The following is a 17,941-nucleotide window of genomic DNA, read 5'->3' as shown; positions in this document are numbered from 1 at the left end:
ATATTACATTTGTTTAGTATAAAAAGTTAAAAAACATCTTCCTTTACAGGATAGCTGCCCAAATCAATTAATAATTAATACTAATTGAAAAATTTCCAAGAAAGTGCAATATTGATATCCACATTGTTCCACATCTACACCAAACCGAAGTGGGCTTTTTCTTACTTCATTTAGCAAATTTTCAATAATTATGCCAACAGAGTGTTTTAATACATTTATTAATACTACCAAAGTTTTAGTGACTCCAATTTCAACAGCAATTTTAACCGTGTCATTCTCTCCACTGCTAACAATAGGCCATCTTTAGCCATTCCTCTCAAAACTAATTACTGTAGCAACAATTGCCGGATTAATAACATTAAAAAACTAAAAATATTATAAAATATCTAATAATAAAAATATTCTTATTATTATTTCAATAATTTATACTAATTATTTAATTATATTATTATTGCATTATATTATAGTTAAGGAGAATATCTATGAAATACCATATAATCGTAAGTATATTTATTTTTTTATTTTTAAATGCTTGCAATCCAGATTCTAACACCAATCAAAATAATTCTAAAAAAGGATTAAAAACAGAAAGAATCCCTAATAAACAAATAAAAAATACGATACTTGATGATTTAAAAAATTTAATAGAAACAGCTAACGCAGATAGAAAAAAATATGAAAAAAAATTAGAAGAAGAATCTTCAAACCAATATGGAATATCAATTTTCAAAGAAATTTATTGGGTAGCATCATATGAAACGGTAGCAGATAATACCGAGAGATCTAAAAACTATAGAAAATTCACTTATGCTACTTTAAATCCTATTAATACCAATAAATTAGAGGATCTTTCAAAGATTTTAATTCGATCAAAACAAAAAACCCTCCTATTTGGCACCTTTTATAACCTTGGAAGCGCTTTTGATACAGTGATTAATCACTTATATCCTAAAAAAGACACTATAGATGAACTGGCTGTTTCAGATTTAAAAAAGCTTAAAAATTCGTTTGAAAAATTATTATCTATAAAAACAGATATCTCAAAAATGTTAGAACAGCTTTTATTAGATTATAAAGATTATATAAATTCTACAGAAACAGATATTGCTAAACTTGAATCTCATTTAACGGAACTTTACAAGCAAATTGCAAAAAAAAGTTCCCAAGCAACAAAGCTGAAAAATAACATATTATCAATAAGCGGCCTTTAAAGTCATGTTATTGGAATTGATATTATGTAAAAACCTATCCTTTAAAAAAGGATAGGTTTAATAGTGAACTACTATTTCTATAATCTTTGATTTATAGAAATAGTAGTTCACTGGAAACTTAATAAAACCTAAATTAAAATCTGCTTAGCACAGCAAAGTAATTCAAATGATATTTTAAAGAAAAACTAATCTACAAGCGCAAAATCAAATAACTTGCTCTAATAAATTATCAAAACTTTATTATTAGGGGGTAATAATAATGTGAAATTTTTTTTTCACATTATTATTAATTTTTAGTTTTACAATGCAAATCTTTGCAACACAAGATAAACAAAATAGAGCTGAAAAAGGTGTTGAGGATATTGACACCGTAATGAAACCATACTAGTACCATTACTTTTGAATATCTTTTTGGCTTTAGGAATAGAATCTTTTGTCCAAGGGGATTATATTGGCGGGGGTGCATTGCTTGGATCCTGGGCACTTAGGGGAATACTTGTGATAACTAGATACATTCCCGGAAGCATACCATCAAAAACGCACCAACAGGAACAATCGGATTAGCCTTAGTAGGAATAGGAGGATTCACGATTACAGCAGCATCCTACATAACTGGAATTATTATTCCCTTTAAATTTGCAAATAGATACAATGCAAACCTTAAAAAAACTCGGCATTGAGCTTGCAGGTTTTGAATCCAATTTTAACATTAGAATAAACAGATTCTAGCTGTCGTTTTAAAAAAGTTATTTAAAAATTAATTTACCTAGAAAGAGAGTGTTAGCATTAATACTATTTCTAAATCAAAAATTACAAAAATAGGTCCTTGCTTAGGTTATATTTGCACGATTCTTTACTCAAATATTTATCGATATTCTACTAACACTTACAAATAAACTTCCCTAAAATTATTTTTGAGATAATATTGACATATTTGAAACACTCAGTAAACTTGAAACAGAGCTCATTAATTCTCATTTACTAAAAGTTATTCCAATAATAAATGGCAATATCAGAACATGTTTTTCATTTTTAGATAAAACTCTAAAACAAAACCTAATCTTAGACAAAAGTTTTTTATAAAGAAGAAACAAATGAACTTTACTATAACCAAACTTCTATATTTACGAATGTTTCTAAAGACGAGTATAACTATACTATTGGAAGTTGCCAAACTCTACAATATAAAAGGCAGAGAAATGCCCCCAAAAGAAGTTGAACATCTAGAAAAAGTTAACAAAAAAATTCATTATACAATTGGCGTACAAAAAGAAATAAACGGTATAATTTCAAATCTAAAGGGGAGCTTAATGGAAATTTCATAAAACCTACATTAAAATCTGCTTAGCTCTTACCTAAAGTGGGTAATATCCTAATATACAATAAAAATCAACCATTGATTTTTTTCTTTTTGTTTTCTTTTGTCATTTTCATATTCATTAATTAAATCTGATAAGACTTCTTTTTTAATGAAAAATAGTTTTTCAAAAACAAAATAAGATCTTTTGGTATTTTCTTTACAAAATTCGCAAAACTCTTTATTTTTCATTAAAATCCTAATAGACATTTTTATATTATTTACTTCAGGTAAATTTTCTTTTTTTACGCTTGATAAATTCTCTTTTGACTGTCTTTGTATTCCTCTAACCCTATTTCTTTAATTTTATCTATAGAAACAGGCCCCTCTAGAACCTTTTCGTAAACTTTTTTGCTGTACTTTGTATTAATAAATTTCCTAAAAGCAATTTTCAAATTTTCTTTTATTAAATCTTTAAACATACTTTGATCTTATTTTATATAAAGGGGAAATACATAGATTGATTCACTGCATCTATTTTTGAAACAAAACATCTCTCTAAAATTCTAGAGGGAGAGGTAATAAAAGAATGAAAAAAATTATTTGTTGATAAAAATCTTATTGTAACAAGGCTTATATTATTCTTAATTTCTAAAATATATTTTATTACTTTATATTTTGGGTTCTACTACAACTCCTTTATTTTTAGAGTAATAAATAAATCTGCTGTCAAATGGTCTATAAGATATTTTTTTAACATAACTTGGATCGACATTTATTGATTTAAAAATTTTTAAACCCCTAATAACTTACAAAATACAGAATCTTCACCTAGATTATAATTGTTTATAGCATATTCTTCTTTTGAATATGCAAATTCTTAAGCTTGTTTAAAAGTTTTTCTCTTATATAGTCAATAGCTATTTTAGTTTTTCTGGTTTGAACGCCAATACTAAAATTATTGAAAATATCTTTCAAAGAAATTCCATTGTCATAAATATCTTTATTTAAAAAATCTTTTTAGTAAAAAAATAATGGGGATATTTGTATTCAAGTTTTTCAAAATTAACAGTAAAGATATTGTTTTTTCTAAAAACTCATATTTTTCCTCTCTTTCACCTTTAATACTTTTGTAAAATACTTTAACAAGTTTGTTTTTTTAGTCCATCTTTATATTTAGTAAAAATAGCAATAGCAACTCCGGTTTGGATGTCAAATACATTCTCACCCATACTGCCATCATCAGTTTTTTTTCTTTCTTGAACTATCGTGTAAAGTTTAATATATAAATTTCATCAAATGTTTTTAAGAAGTAGTATCTCATCCCTCTGAATGCCACCACCTTGTCAAGGTATCCATTTGTTTGTCATGATACCTAGCAATCCTTCGTTAGAACTCTTAATTCTATGTTCTGCAAATCTAATAAGCTTGGTGCAATCATCATTAAGTGGCCTTAAATTTTTCCATTTATAGACTTATTTTCTATTTTTTATAATCATTAACTAAATTCAATATATATTCATTATTATTTTTTGAATCTGAGTTATAAGGAGGATTTTCAAGTATGAAAGTATTTGCTTTTCTTTAACTTTATTTGTAAGTTCATTTTCTTCCCTAATTGCAGGGAAAAATGCCTTAAAAGATTTTTGATCTGAGGGCTCTGCTTTATCAATAGAATTAATCAAAAATATTTATAACTTTATGTTCTCATTATTGAGGCTAGTGCTACAAATTTCTTTTAAATAATATTGACTTAACTTTAAATGACTACCCGTATAAGGAACCATTAAACATTCAAAACCATAGACATTTTTAAGTATGTGAAAATTAATGTAATCTTCTTGCTTTTCATAGTCTATTGGAATTTCGTTTAGTATAATTTTAATTACTTCAGGTAAAAATGTGCCAATACCTATTACAAAGTCAAACACTTCAACTTTATCCCTATTTGCAAAGCAATAATTTAATTTAATTGTTTTTAAGTGCTTTATGTAAACTATTGACAATAAAACTTACACCCGAATGAAAAGTGTACTATACTCCTTTGACCTTTCTTAATTTAGCATCGTACTTAGCTAGAAAATCCTCATAAAATAAAGATAGGGGATCTTTTGAGCTGTTTTGGTTCTTGTAAAAGAAAATTCTTTAAAAATAAGTCCTGTATCAATTTATTTATTACATTAATAATTTCTTATAAAATGCCATCTTGGGCTATTGTATTCATTATTTGTCTCAATATCATCAATTAATTTAATATATCTATTATAAGTGAAAAGTTCTAAGGTATAAACTTTTTAATATTGTAAAAAGTTATTTTTCATTATTTTTATTATTAAGTCGGAAATAAAAAGTCCATAAGTAATAGTTTGGGAAATTGAGTCTGAAAATTCATTGGTAGAAAAATTATTATTATAAATAAATATTTTCTTTAATTACATTATAAATTTTTATCTATACACCATTAGTCAAATTTTTAAAATCTAAACTATTAGAATTAAGATTCTAATCTTATTTTAATAGTTTCTTTATTTTCTGAAATCGTTGATAAATCGATATATACCCTACCAACATTATCTTATTAATAACCATATTTTCATATCACTTAAAACACAAATTTTCAATAGCGGTTAATTCTAAATAAGAAAGGATATTTTTTATAATAACACTCAAAACAAAAATTATACAACAAGTTAAAAAATTTAAAAACTTATTAATTCATTATGGTGTATTTTAGCCGTCTACTTTTGAATTTAGGATTGTTTTATTAATAAATTTATTTGAACTAGCTTTTATAATTCAATTATTTATTAAATATCCAAGTTCTTTAAGAAATATTTATCACAAAAACCTTACTACTAAATAAGTTATTAACCTTCTTTATAGTTATTAAATACCGACCTATACTTAAAATATTTATTAAATTTAAACAAAGACATAATTCCCTTATCTTAAACTTTTAGATAATTATAATTGATTTTTAAGAAAATCAAAATGATACCCCAAAAGCTTTTAATAATAAAAAAATTGTTATTCTTACAAAAAGCTACTTAAGAAAAATAGTAAAATTTGTGTTGTTTATAGAACTAGAAATAAATACCCCCAAAACCCTTATAACGAGCTAATAATTGTTTTTATTGGGAGATTATTTAGGGATTATAAAATTTTTTTCTTTCTAGCATCTTTTTTTCTTCTTTCAAACTATCTTCAAGACCCTTTAATTTATCTTTATAACTCTTCTTTATCTTTAGTTATTCTTCTTTTTTAAATTTTCTCTTACTTTTTGTATTCCTTTTTCAATCTCTTCTAATTCTTGTATCTTGTATTCCTTTTTCATTAACTTCTAATCTTAGATTTTCAACAATATTTTGAGCTACCAGATTTTTAGCTTTCTCTTGTATCTGCTTGGCATCTTACATTAATTTCTCTTTTATCTCTTCTTTTGTATCTATAAAATCTAAAAATTCTTTAGCTTGTTTTTTAAAATTCTTGTTCTAAGTTTTGTATATCTACAACTTATATAATGTTTATAAGAACTTATTAGTACAAAAATAGCAGGCATAGAAGCATATTTTTATTCATAATTATCCCCCTAAGCCTTAGGAATATATTAAAGCCCTATATTTACATCTATATAGCTTAAAAACAATCTAATTACATTGCACACTATAAAAAGCAATAAAAATAAAGCCCCCAAGAACTGCCTCCCAGAACACAAATTCTAAAATCACCAAAGTAGATCACAATAAAGACAATTAAATGCAAATAATAAAAATATAAGATATTCCCCCTTTATTAAATAAAATTGGAATAAGTTTTTGCGACATAAATTTCAAAAACTTAAACAAAATAAACATTTATTAATAAAATTGTAAAAAAGAAAAACTAATATTAAACACAAAGCTCAAATATCTATAAGTTAATTTAGTTTTACAATAACTAGCAATAAAAATACATTAATAAAATTAATAGATACATTAAATTTTAAATCTTCATTACACACACTATAAAACAAAATTTTATATTTTACTTTTTTTCGTTATTATATTTAGCTACAATATCAAGCAAAACATCTTTTCTATTCTAAAAAGATCCTTAAAAATATAATTTACTATTTTTGTATCTTGTTTTACAAACTCATATAATTCTTTATCTCTCATGAAAATTCTAATAGAAATATTCTTATTATTTAATTTACTTATATGGTTATTAAAATCTAATGATTTTTTTCTAAACATGTGTTTTTTTATATTTTTAAATCCTAATTCCTTAATCTTATCATAGATAAAACTACCCCCCAAAACTTTTGAATAAAGTTTTAAATAAAAATAAGTTTGCGCTTTAGCAACTACAAAAGGCTTTATAAATTGAGAAAAACTTTTAAAACCATCATATTTATACAGTTATTTTGTTTAAATTTCATATAGAATTTTCATTATTTGAATTTTACTATCAATTTCATTTTCTAAATTCGTTTTCAATTGTTCTTTTAAATCTTTGTAAATTATTAAATTTTTATCTATATTAGTATCTAAATTCGATAAATTATCAATAATTGCGGCATTTGCAATTTTTTTATTAAGATATAATTATTTTTATTTTTTTATTAAAGTACATATCCTTATATACTTTATTATCTTATATAAATTATTGAGTAGACTAAACCATTTTTAATTACTATACAATATATAAAAAATATTTTGCAAAGTTTCTTTTACCTCTTTATAATAGCCTAATTTTGAAGACGGCTCTAAAAGCTAATTTATAAAAACTTTTATATCATTTGGAAAATGAATTTTGTTGATGCTAAAATCAATACATTATTCTCAAATAATATACATATTTATTTGTAAATCATCTTTTACTTTTTACTTTAATATCCCAATTTTTTTGACATTTTATAATTTAAATAACCACTTTATAAATAAAGAAATTCCCTGTGATTTATCAAATGCCTTATCTGAATAATATATTTGATAAATCACATAGGTTCATATTCTTAACACAAAATTATCTATACTAAATTTTTAATTATATTTTTTACACTCCTTATACTCTTTCATAATCTCATTAAGCAATTCTTCTCTATCTTCAAGTAATTTTTCTAACAAAAAAATAATAAATTTTGCTTTTGATTTGTAATATATGCATACATTTTCTGTTTTAAGCTGAAATCTTAATGGCCTAATAAAATTTCGATTGGATTTTTTAATTTTCACTCCTTCTTTATCCTTTAAAAAAATAAAGAATTTTGCATGCGGTTTTCGATTATATCTTTCTCCTAAGCCAGTCCTTCTTCTATTGCATTTGCCATTCTTAAATACTCATAAGCCTGACTTTTTGCTATTTTGTAATTCCTAGTAAATATTTCAAAGTTTTGATAGCCATCTAATTTATAATATTCTTTATCTTTAATCTCTTTTAAGATCTTCATTGTTTCTATTTTATTGTGAATTTCTTTTTAAAAGTTGATTATTAGTCTTTTTAAATGAAGAGAACTTGTTCCATTTTATCTTAATAAAATTAATTTTAATTTTCTTTTGATTTTTGTTAGTATTGATAAGATCCTTTATTTTTTATATTCATATATTTAAATTTTAAACTCATTCTATCTCCTTACTTATTATGAAGTTAAAAATTTTTCCGATAACTGGAAAAATTTTTCAAGTGTAATTTCATATTCTTTTATATAATCTTTATTTAAATTGAAACTATCGTTCTCTGCTATCCTTTTGTTCAAGTCTTCACGTTCATGAATGGGGCCTAAAAAATTATCATCTCTGCTTATTAATTCCAACAAGTGTTTTCATTCCCGAAATTATTTTTTTTTGCATATTTTTTTAGTTTAAGTTTATTAATTCTTTTTTTCCTTTAGTTTTCTCTTTCTTCTTTTTTATTTTTATAAATCACTTTTATTAAAAAATATGTATACATATATTTTTTTAATATCTCTTTCAATAAGCCCGGGCAACTACTTTCAAATATCACACATTAAGCGACACATGTGCTCTTGCAATTTTGATTTTTAAGCCAATCTCCAAAAAATTTTTAAAAAACTTATTATATTTATTGATTGCCTTTTAAGAAACTTTTTTTATTATGATTTTATTATAACTTTGTAAATCTTTTAATAGTTTAACTTAGCTAGATTGTCAAATACCTTGCTATTAGGGCTTTATTATAACTGTTAAATTTTACTTTTTTTGTTAAAATTTATATTGCCAATGATAAAAATATGCCAATTTAAATCAAACATTTTTAACAATGTCTAAATCCTCCCTATATAAAGGGCATCATAAATCAATTTTACTGAAAAAAACAACAAGCATATCTAAGATCTTTCAACCTATTAACACCACACAATATGGCAAACAATTCTCGATATTATACTATAATTAATATTGTTATAATACATTATTATTGACAAAAGTTATATCAAGGGATATTGCCTAATATAGCAGAAACATATTCTGTTATTAAATATCTCCTAAGGAGGATTTTATTTTTAAAATAACAGAAAATAGTGCACTTATTTTAATAGATATACAAAATGATTTTTTAGAATCGGGCGCTTTACCAGTATCTAACAGTAATGAAATAATTTCTTTGATCAACCAACTTCAAAATTATTTCAAAAACATTGTTGCCACCAAAGATTGGCATTGTAAAAATCATGTAAGCTTTTCTAACAATAAAAATGGGGGTATTTGGCCTGAGCACTGCGTCAAAAATACTTGGGGATCAGAGTTTCCTAATGATCTAAATACAAAAAGAATAAAAAAAGTTTTTTTAAAAGGCACCGATCAATATTACGATAGTTACAGTGGATTTTATGATGATTGCATTAAAAAAACACAAACGGGGCTTCAGCTTTATCTGAAAAACAATTCAATCAATACATTATTTATAGCGGGACTAGCATTGGATTTTTGTGTAAAAGAAACAATACTTGATGCGGTTAACCTGGGATTTCGAGTTTATCTAATAACAGATGCTACAAGAAGTATAACGCCTGTTCCTGAATTAATAATTCAGGAACTTAAAAAGCTTAATGTATTAACTTGTTTCTCCAAAGACATCTTCGACAGCCAAAGTAAGCTTAATATATAAAATCATTCAACAGCATTTAATTAAAAAACTACTATTTATAATTAAAGCTATCATGAAATGATAGCTTTCTAGACCATATAAGAGAAGATCATCCACTAAAAAATAGCCTTTATATTAAATTAAAGCCGCCTTTTCCTTGGTTTTTATTTCTTAGCAAAAATAATTTTAAGATTCATAGTTATATTTATATCTCTATCACATAAAGCCATGCAATTAACACAAGTCAACTTAATATTACTTATCCTTTGTATAATACCACTTCGAATGTCCTATTTAAATATAATAGAAAAATGATAAAAAGCTCAAATACTTCCCCCATGCATCATATAAAAATATCCATCTCAAAATGTTAGAAAAAATGCCACCGACATAATTCTCTAATGCCAAATGTACATTCTATGACTACAATAAAATCTTTTAAGAATTCAATTCTAATAACAGCTATTTAAACCGACTCACAATATAAAAAATTTTTATTTTTATTTTTTAGTGATAAACTTTACTTATCGGAAAAATTGCTTTATTATGTAAGAGTGTATAAAAACCATCCGAAGTTGAGGAGGCAGAAGTGAAGGTTAACAAATCCCCACAAATACAAAGTAAATATCAGCACAAACTAATTGCTTTAATTGCGACACTTGAGTATATTAATAAAAATAAAAAAAAATACAACCAATCAGACATCCTTTATTGTTTTAACAGCAACTTAAGACGCAACGATCAAAAAGAAGTTTCAATCAAAACACTTCGAAACTACTTCTATAAACTAGAAAAGCTAAATATTACTATTAACTACTATAGACATCTGGGTATTAATATGGGCACTGAAATTTACTATGCTCTTAGGCATTCTAAAAAAGATTGCTACAATCTACTAAACCAACACTTTAAGAATAAAAAAACAGAAAGATTTCAAAGGCGTGTTAATACATACATTAAAGTAAATTACGATAAAAAGGACAATGTAAAAAATGGGGAATGTTTTAATAATAAATATAAAATAGAAGAAAGAGAAAATGAAAGAAAAAAAAAGATTGATGAACTTAAATTAAAAAAATATGCAAAAAAATGTAACTTCGATAATGAGATTTCCTCTTTTATTATTAATCTTAACTTAAAAAAAGAAAAAACCATAAAGCTTTTCAAGCTTATAATCAAAGAAAAATATTATCTCAAAAAAGAAAACGAATGTAATTTACAAAAGACACTTCAAAACAAGCAAAGAGATTTAATTTCAATATTAAAAAAAACCCAAAAAAATTTAATAAAAGAAGGTTGCGATAAAAAAAAGATAAAAACACAAATACAAAACACATACCAAAAATATAAAAACAAACCCCATTTTATATTAGAGTGCAATAAATACAAGGACCTAGATCAAATTATAAAAAAGATAAAAGACGATACTAATAAAACTGAACCCCAAAAAAATAAAGACAATATGAAAACAAACATATATAACATACTTTTAGATCAATTACATAGCAAAACCAACACAATAAATTTAAAGTCGAAAATTAAAGAATACTTAAATAAACAAAATGAACTTGAATACAAAAAAATATTTAATAATCAATACTATAATGAAATTATTAAAATAATAGAATCACAAAGTAGTTATAAAAATAGCTACATAAATTAAGAGTTTGAAATGAAAAGTGTACTAGAAAAGCTTAAAAATAAAAAAAAAGAAATAATAAAAAAAAGCAGAAAGCCGGAAATTTTTATCAAAAAAGAAATTCTCAATGAAAGAACACTATATCATACTAAAATGCTAATGGATCTATACAAATTTGAAATAAACAAATATAAAAAAAACAAATTTTTAATTCTTTTTAGAGAATTATTTAATCAAGAAAAATTAGAAGGACTCAATTTATTCTCTACAAAAGAAAATGACAAATTTATAGGAATTTCCTATGGATACAGAAAACCTATAAAAAATATTATTATAAAATACAAAATTAATGGTACTTTAAAATCATATACATTTTCCAAAGTATATTATATAGAATTTAAATTTAAAAAAGGCAGTGTGTTTTGTTATTTAAGAAGTCTTGCAAGGTTAATCAAAAAAGAAAGAATTAATAAAAAATATTTTCAAACATTTATTGACATGTTAAACAGATTAGAAAAAAAAGTATACGAATTTTATTGTAAAGAATTGCCAGACGGAGGAATTATAAATAAATGGATAGAGAAAGCACCAAAATAATTGCCATTTGCTCAATTAAAGGAGGTGTTGGTAAAAGTACAAGTGCTATTATTTTTTCAACACTCTTGTCTAAAAAATATAAAGTTCTTCTAATTGACGCCGATCCACAAGCATCAACTACTAGCTATTTTTCAGATCTCTTGGAAGAACAAGGGGTGGATGTTTCAAAACAAAACATTTACGAAGTATTAGCAGATAAAAAAAATATAAATTCTTCCACCTTTAGATTAAACAATAATTTATACATATTGCCCAGTTATATATATTTATACCTTTTTTATGACGATAACATTCCATTTAAAGAAACAAGATTAAAAGATAGTTTAAAATTATTAAAACATAAATACGACTACATAATAATAGATACTAGTCCTAGTTTAGGAATTATTTTAACAAATGTATTGGTTGTAAGTAATTATATAATCATTCCAATGACTGCTCAAAAATGGTCGGTAGAAAGTTTGCAATTATTAGAATTTGCTCTAAAAAGATTAAAATTGAAGATACCGATTTTTCCAATGGTAACTAATTTTAAGAAAAACAATACTTATAAGCACTTGTTAGAATTAATAAGCAGAGACGATAATTTTTTAGGTCTTATTCATGAACGTGAAGACTTGAATAAAAGGATAGCAGAAAACGATACTTTCGATTTAAATAAAGATTATATAAAAGAATATGAAATTACACTTGAAAAATTTTTTCAGTTGTCAAAAAAATTTTTAATTTCATAATATATAGGGAAATGAAATGAGTGTAAAATTAAAACATATGAATATAAAAATAAAGGATCGTATTAATACTGGCAAAAATCAAAAGCAAATTAAAATTAATTATGATGAAGATGAAATGGAACGATTTCTCTTTTTAAAAGAAAGGCTAATAATCAACTTCCAAAAAGAAATTCACAATAAAATAGAAACAATGAAGATCTTAAAAGAGATTAAAGATAAAGAATATTATAAATTAGATGGCTATCAAAACTTTGAAATGTTTACTAGGAATTACAAAATAGCAAAAAGTCAGGCTTATGAGTATTTAAGAATGGCAAATGCAATAGAAGAAGGGCTAGTTCAGGAAAAATACATAATCGAAAACGGTATACAAAATTCTTTATTTTTTTTAAAGGATAAAGAAGGGGGAAAAGTTAAAAAATCCAATCGAAATTTTATTAGGCCATTAAGATTTCAGCTTAAAACAGAAAATGCATACATATATTACAAATCAAAAGCAAGATTTACTAGTTTTTTGTTAGAAAAATTACTTGAAGATAGAGAAGAATTGCTTAATGAAATTATGAAAGAATATAAGGAGTGTAAAAAATATAATTAAAAATTTAGTATAGATAATTTTGTGTGCAGAATATAAAATTATGGTTTTTGAAAAATAAAATATTTAAATTCAGGTATTTGATAAAAATAGTGAATTTAAGTATTTTGTAAAATAGTGACTTTAATCAAAAAGTGTTATAAAAATAATCAGTAGAGTGAAGTAAATTCTTTAAAAGATAATTTACAAATAAATATGTATGTTATTTGAGAATAATGTATTGATTTAACACTATACATAGCGTATAATATTGGTAAGTGGTGCTATTAACTATAAGCATCCTTAACTTTGGTCGATGTCTATTTATAGGGCTTAAGATAAGTATTCTTGCTTTAAGAGTATTTATGGTTAGGCCCTATGTGATTTTATGCCAATAATAATAAAATCAAAAAAAATCGATATTGAAAAATCTTTTATAAATAAACTTTTTATATTCAAAATATAAAAAGCTTAAAAAGTATTTTTATCAATCAGTGTTAGAATTACGCATTTGGCTTTTCAAATCAATCCGTATAAATGTTTGCTCAAAAATGGAGGGTTCTTTTAATTATTTTTACCATAAATTATTGCCTTGTAATAAAGAATTTAGACAGCTTTAAAAAGCTTTTGTGGATTGTGGTCTTTGATTCATGACCGATCTCTAAAAAAGATCCTGTAAGCTATCATTGGATAAAGCAATAAGCTATTTTTATAATCTTTGATCTAGAAATAATAGTTGGAAAAGAGAAATTAATTTTTTTTTCTATTTATTTCTTCTTTAGAATAGTATAATAATAAAAGATATGAAAATAATAGTATTATTAATTTCTTTTTTATTAATTCCCAACAGTTTTATTTTTTCTAGTGAAGTATCTGAAGAAGTTGTTATTTTAAATGATAGTAATAGATATAATTTTGGTTTAATTCTTAAATTAAAAACACAATTTGGATCCTTTATTTTAAGGCATTATCATGAAGGATACATAGATTTAGATTTTAAGATACAAATTATAAATGGCACAGAGATTGTATTTAAAAAGGTGTATATTAATGGGGTTTCTGTGATAGACCATCCAATCAATGCTCGCTCACGCTTTATTAATGGGGTTAATTATTTTGATTTTGATATGAGGTTCTTTGAGCACAGTGAAAAAATGAATAAAATAAGAAAGTTAGCAGAAGAAAATGGAATTGATGTATACGTTGAATGTTTTGATGAGATAAATAATAAGAAAAAAAAGTATTCTTTCAGGGCAAGCAGGGAAAATAGTGTGCATTTTTATAGTGCATTTGATATGATTTTTCATAAATAGGATAGATTATTAATGAGAAAAATATTATTTTTTGGGTTATTAACAATTTGTATTTTTTTAGTTTTCTTTTTTTACAAACAAAAAGAAAACAATGTTATTTATAATAAAATTGTTGAAAAGTTTGAAGATAATGTTGTTATTGATGAAACCTATACACATCTTTTTAAAGACAGTAATTTGAAAGAATTGGTTTTTATAAAATCACAGCTTATAATTCCTGAGCTTGAGCATAAAAAGATGATGAAAGCGACAGGTTATCGTGCAGATGCTTATAAAGCGTTATCTACTGTTTATAAGTTTGATTTTAAAGTGTATGACAATAAAATTTTAGGTTTTAAAAGTGTAATTTTTGAAGGATTTGAAGATGCTAAAGTTTCAAAGCATGAAAATAATTTGCCAAGTGAGAACTGGCAGCAATTAAAAGATTTTAACATTGGTGATCCAAATATAAATGAAAAGTTTTTTCATTTAGAATTTCCTTTTTTAGTAAAAAATACCTTGTGTGTTACTATTTCTAAAGGGTTTTTTAAGAAAGTCAAAAAATTAAAACGATTAAAGATTGTGTTAATTTCTAATGAAGACAGAGAATATAAAATAGATATAGAAAATTTTTTGCCAAAATACAATCTTTAATTTAAATTGAAAATTTTAAAAATAGTGTGTTTTTAATTCTAGTATTCAAGAGGATGCTTTTCGACATGGAAAGCAAATGATATCTTTGCTGGTTGAATATAATTTTTTAAGAAATATTTTAGTGATCAACTTGAATTTTCATTTGTGCAAAGGGAAGTTTCTTTATGTAAAAGCAAGTTGGAGTTCAAAATGCATTGCAAAAAATTTATAAGGGTTTAAATAACAAATTGGTTATTTCTTCTAAATTGTTTTATTGTTATCTTTTCAGGGCAATAAAAATTTGAGAAGAAGGGCCGAAATAATAAAACTGATTGTTGTTAAAAATTTTATTTCTGTAGCATAAAGGAGAAAGTTTTTTGTTTTTAGAGTTAGGAGATAGGTGTTTTTAAAATTGTATTCATTATATAAATAATATATTTATCCTTTTTTTATTAATTCTCTAAATTTAGGCATTTTTTCTTGAATTTCTTTTTTGTTTTTATTTTATATTTTTCGTTTTTTTAAACAAGACTAAGCTAAGTGTTAAATATTTTAAGAAATCTTCTGAAATCATCATTATATTTTCTATTTTAATATAACATTCAAAACCCCCCAGTTTGTATTTTAAATGGCTTTTTGTGATTTTATAATCAAGCTTGTTTAAAGGATTTTTTGAGCTTCAAAAACTTTTTAAAATGAATGTCCTTCTATCATTCTTATAAAATAAATATAGGGTTAATTCATTAATAAAAAAACTTCAAAATGGGACATATATATTTATATGGTGTATATTGTAGGGCATAAGTTTTATGTTTTTTATAGCTTTTCCATTTCTCTCTATTTCGGAGAAGTTGGGCATTTTGATTAGGCATCAATAAAAACAAGGTGTTTAATTGAAATATTAATTAAGAATCGTTATATTATCATTTATTAATTTTTACATAAATAAAAGTTTGATTTATTTTATTTGTTTTGTGTTTCCTAATAATTATAAACAAAGAAATTTTTAAATTTGAGATAATTAATAGTAACACATAAAAAAATAATATGGCAAGGGGAAGATATATTGTTGCTTTAAAAAAAGCATTAGCTATATAGGGAGAAAGTTAAATAAAACTAAATCTAAGAAAAAAGAACTTAAAAGAATTAATTTCAGAGTTGAAAAAGAAGAAGCTTTTTTTACAAAAAAATAAGAAATTTTTAGAAACTTTAATATGTGAGTTGTTTGAAAAGGGAAAAGACTTAATTGGGAAAATAATAGAAAAGTAAAAAAATTTAAATGTAAGTAGAGATAATTTAAAGAATATGCACAAGCTTGTTTCAAAGAGTTTGTAAATTATGAAAAAATTATCAGCAAATTATATTCCTGAAATAGTAAGAAATAAGAAACTAGGATATCTAATAAACAATAGAATTATAAAAAAGCTAGTTCAAATAAATTCATTTAAATCCGTTAGCAAGTAATTTAAAGTTCAAAAGTAACAATTTTTTTATTGTTTAGAAAAGAAATTGTGATATATTTTTCCATATTATACTCCAGATCCTTTTAAGTTTGTAAAAATCTAGGTATATGTTATTAATATAATAATAAAACCAAAAACTATTAATTTTAATTTATAAAAAATTAAAATTAATAGTTTTATTATATTTTGAATTAAATATAATACATAATGCTTAAGAAACTTTTAAAGATTTTTGTTTTAATATCCACAAAAAGAAAAAAGGGAGAAGATAATTTACTTTGGTTTTCAATACTAATACTTTTAAATCAATAAGTTAAAATACCGCATATGCCATATAGCTTTATCAATTTTGAATTATATTAATTGCTGAATTTTTGGCTCCATTTTTTTGCCTTTGCTTTTCTTATTCAGTTTTCATCATTCATCAATAAAAGGTTTTAATTTTTCTTTTGATAAATTTAAATACTTATCAAATATTAATCTAATAGCATTATTAAATAGTTTTAGATTTAAGATGATTTCGTAGGTTTTATCTTTATTTGTTTGTTTATTTTTTATAGTAAGATATGTAAGTATATAGTTACATTTACTTTTCTTGTAAGAGCTTAAAATAATCTGCTAAAGAATTGTCAAAACCCCCAAAATTATATGAATAAATGTATTGGGGCTCCTTTGAAGCTTCTTTTAATTAATTTTGGCAAAACCAGTTCTATATTGTTCAAAATCAATATTCGACTCTTCAGAATTTAATTTTAAACTTTTGACTTCGTATTTTTTTCAAACTCTTCATTGGATTCAAATGCTATTATCTTAGCTATAGGTACTTCTTGAACGAATATTTTATAGTTATTGTCATTAATGCTATAATTAGCATAGCTAAAGCTAAGCAATGAATAAGTTTTGAATCGGATGGGTGAAAAAATATAAGAATATTTAAGCTCCCTAAGATCTTCAATTAAATTGTTATTTTTATTTTTTATAGCGCTTAAATTACCAGATTTTGCCCATGTAACATAACCTCTTGCAAGTAGTTCAAATACTTCTCCTTCTTTTATTTCATTTAATTTAGGTTCTTTAAAAGTAAGACAAATATTGTTATTACTCTCTTTAATGTGGGTTTTTATTATATTTTGTAATATCTCCCTCTTCAATTATCTTAAAATCAAAAACCTCAGTTTTGATGCTGTTGATTTTTGAAGATTTTGGTGGCGTCAAAAAAACACGAATAAAATAATGGTATATATAAAAATATATTCGAAATACACATGTCTTTTTTCATAAAATTTCTCTATTAACTTGATCAAAGTCAAGAATTTATAAAATATTTTTTCATTATATCATAAAAAGAATTAAGTAAAAGACAAAAAATTGTGTGGATCAATATCAATTGACCTATTAACTTTTTAGAATTTGTA

17 protein-coding genes and 3 pseudogenes are annotated in these 17,941 nt (G+C 23.9%); 11 read left to right on the top strand and 9 right to left on the bottom strand.

Annotation, left to right across the window (positions count from 1 at the left end; all coding sequences use genetic code 11):
* The first annotated feature begins 482 nt into the window (after window positions 1–482).
* The 3 genes and pseudogenes from QIA22_RS05215 (at window position 483) to QIA22_RS05205 (ending at window position 2,536) form a co-directional block, all read left to right on the top strand.
* On the top strand, window positions 483–1,211 hold the full coding sequence (locus QIA22_RS05215) for a virulence associated lipoprotein (RefSeq protein ID WP_367611687.1): 729 nt from the start codon (window positions 483–485) through the stop codon (window positions 1,209–1,211).
* Window positions 1,212–1,515: 304 nt separating this feature from the next.
* Window positions 1,516–1,940: pseudogene (locus QIA22_RS05210) on the top strand (P13 family porin).
* Window positions 1,941–2,305: 365 nt separating this feature from the next.
* Window positions 2,306–2,536: a hypothetical protein gene (locus tag QIA22_RS05205; protein WP_418456858.1), complete on the top strand. Its 231-nt coding sequence runs from the start codon at window positions 2,306–2,308 to the stop codon at window positions 2,534–2,536.
* Window positions 2,537–2,583: 47 nt separating this feature from the next.
* On the opposite strand, the gene QIA22_RS05200 is transcribed toward QIA22_RS05205, so the two are convergent.
* The 8 genes and pseudogenes from QIA22_RS05200 to QIA22_RS05165 all read right to left on the bottom strand — a co-directional run.
* Window positions 2,584–2,760 carry a hypothetical protein gene (locus QIA22_RS05200; protein ID WP_472597597.1) on the bottom strand — a complete coding sequence of 59 codons (177 nt, stop codon included), beginning with the start codon at window positions 2,758–2,760 and terminating at the stop codon, window positions 2,584–2,586.
* Window positions 2,761–2,813: 53 nt separating this feature from the next.
* Complete coding sequence (locus QIA22_RS05195; RefSeq protein ID WP_367611681.1) at window positions 2,814–2,990, bottom strand: hypothetical protein; 177 nt, start codon at window positions 2,988–2,990, stop codon at window positions 2,814–2,816.
* A gap of 364 nt (window positions 2,991–3,354) precedes the next feature.
* A complete protein-coding gene (locus QIA22_RS05190) occupies window positions 3,355–3,486 on the bottom strand; it encodes a hypothetical protein (protein ID WP_367611679.1) in 132 nt (43 codons plus the stop codon).
* Window positions 3,487–4,199: 713 nt separating this feature from the next.
* Window positions 4,200–4,439 carry a hypothetical protein gene (locus tag QIA22_RS05185; RefSeq protein WP_418456856.1) on the bottom strand — a complete coding sequence of 80 codons (240 nt, stop codon included), beginning with the start codon at window positions 4,437–4,439 and terminating at the stop codon, window positions 4,200–4,202.
* A gap of 2,118 nt (window positions 4,440–6,557) precedes the next feature.
* On the bottom strand, window positions 6,558–6,869 hold the full coding sequence (locus QIA22_RS05180) for a chromosome replication/partitioning protein (RefSeq protein ID WP_367611698.1): 312 nt from the start codon (window positions 6,867–6,869) through the stop codon (window positions 6,558–6,560).
* 663 nt (window positions 6,870–7,532) lie between these two features.
* On the bottom strand, window positions 7,533–7,724 hold the full coding sequence (locus QIA22_RS05175; RefSeq protein WP_418456854.1) for a plasmid partition family protein: 192 nt from the start codon (window positions 7,722–7,724) through the stop codon (window positions 7,533–7,535).
* Between the two features lie 62 nt (window positions 7,725–7,786).
* Entirely contained in the window at window positions 7,787–7,939 is a 153-nt protein-coding gene (locus QIA22_RS05170) for a chromosome replication/partitioning protein (protein ID WP_367611673.1), read from the bottom strand.
* A gap of 189 nt (window positions 7,940–8,128) precedes the next feature.
* Window positions 8,129–8,311 (bottom strand): annotated as a pseudogene (locus QIA22_RS05165) (ParA family protein); the annotation flags it as partial.
* Window positions 8,312–9,036: 725 nt separating this feature from the next.
* Between QIA22_RS05165 and QIA22_RS05160 the strand changes: the two are divergent.
* The 8 genes from QIA22_RS05160 (at window position 9,037) to QIA22_RS05125 (ending at window position 16,527) form a co-directional block, all read left to right on the top strand.
* Window positions 9,037–9,615 (top strand): isochorismatase family protein, encoded by a 579-nt coding sequence (locus QIA22_RS05160; protein ID WP_367611694.1) that lies wholly within the window; start codon window positions 9,037–9,039, stop codon window positions 9,613–9,615.
* 568 nt (window positions 9,616–10,183) lie between these two features.
* Window positions 10,184–11,257: a plasmid maintenance protein gene (locus QIA22_RS05155; RefSeq protein ID WP_367611671.1), complete on the top strand. Its 1,074-nt coding sequence runs from the start codon at window positions 10,184–10,186 to the stop codon at window positions 11,255–11,257.
* A 9-nt stretch (window positions 11,258–11,266) separates the two neighbouring features.
* Window positions 11,267–11,830, top strand: coding sequence for a DUF226 domain-containing protein (locus tag QIA22_RS05150; protein WP_367611669.1), 564 nt, complete (start codon window positions 11,267–11,269; stop codon window positions 11,828–11,830).
* The gene (locus tag QIA22_RS05145) at window positions 11,806–12,564 is read left to right on the top strand and encodes a ParA family protein (protein ID WP_367611667.1); all 759 of its coding nucleotides are present in this window, start codon (window positions 11,806–11,808) and stop codon (window positions 12,562–12,564) included. Before QIA22_RS05150 ends, QIA22_RS05145 begins: the two co-directional genes overlap by 25 nt.
* Before the next feature lie 16 nt (window positions 12,565–12,580).
* Window positions 12,581–13,162, top strand: coding sequence for a chromosome replication/partitioning protein (locus QIA22_RS05140; RefSeq protein ID WP_367611665.1), 582 nt, complete (start codon window positions 12,581–12,583; stop codon window positions 13,160–13,162).
* A 779-nt stretch (window positions 13,163–13,941) separates the two neighbouring features.
* The gene (locus QIA22_RS05135; RefSeq protein WP_367611664.1) at window positions 13,942–14,451 is read left to right on the top strand and encodes a hypothetical protein; all 510 of its coding nucleotides are present in this window, start codon (window positions 13,942–13,944) and stop codon (window positions 14,449–14,451) included.
* A 12-nt stretch (window positions 14,452–14,463) separates the two neighbouring features.
* A complete protein-coding gene (bptA, locus tag QIA22_RS05130; RefSeq protein ID WP_367611661.1) occupies window positions 14,464–15,084 on the top strand; it encodes a virulence-associated protein BptA in 621 nt (206 codons plus the stop codon).
* Window positions 15,085–16,401: 1,317 nt separating this feature from the next.
* Window positions 16,402–16,527 carry a hypothetical protein gene (locus tag QIA22_RS05125; protein WP_012614988.1) on the top strand — a complete coding sequence of 42 codons (126 nt, stop codon included), beginning with the start codon at window positions 16,402–16,404 and terminating at the stop codon, window positions 16,525–16,527.
* A 416-nt stretch (window positions 16,528–16,943) separates the two neighbouring features.
* Here QIA22_RS05125 and QIA22_RS05120 read toward each other — a convergent pair.
* Window positions 16,944–17,805: pseudogene (locus QIA22_RS05120) on the bottom strand (S2/P23 family protein).
* Window positions 17,806–17,941 lie beyond the last annotated feature (136 nt).

Source organism: Borreliella kurtenbachii (assembly GCF_030437945.2).
GTDB lineage: Bacteria > Spirochaetota > Spirochaetia > Borreliales > Borreliaceae > Borreliella > Borreliella carolinensis.
This window is presented reverse-complemented; position numbering and strand designations above follow the sequence as displayed.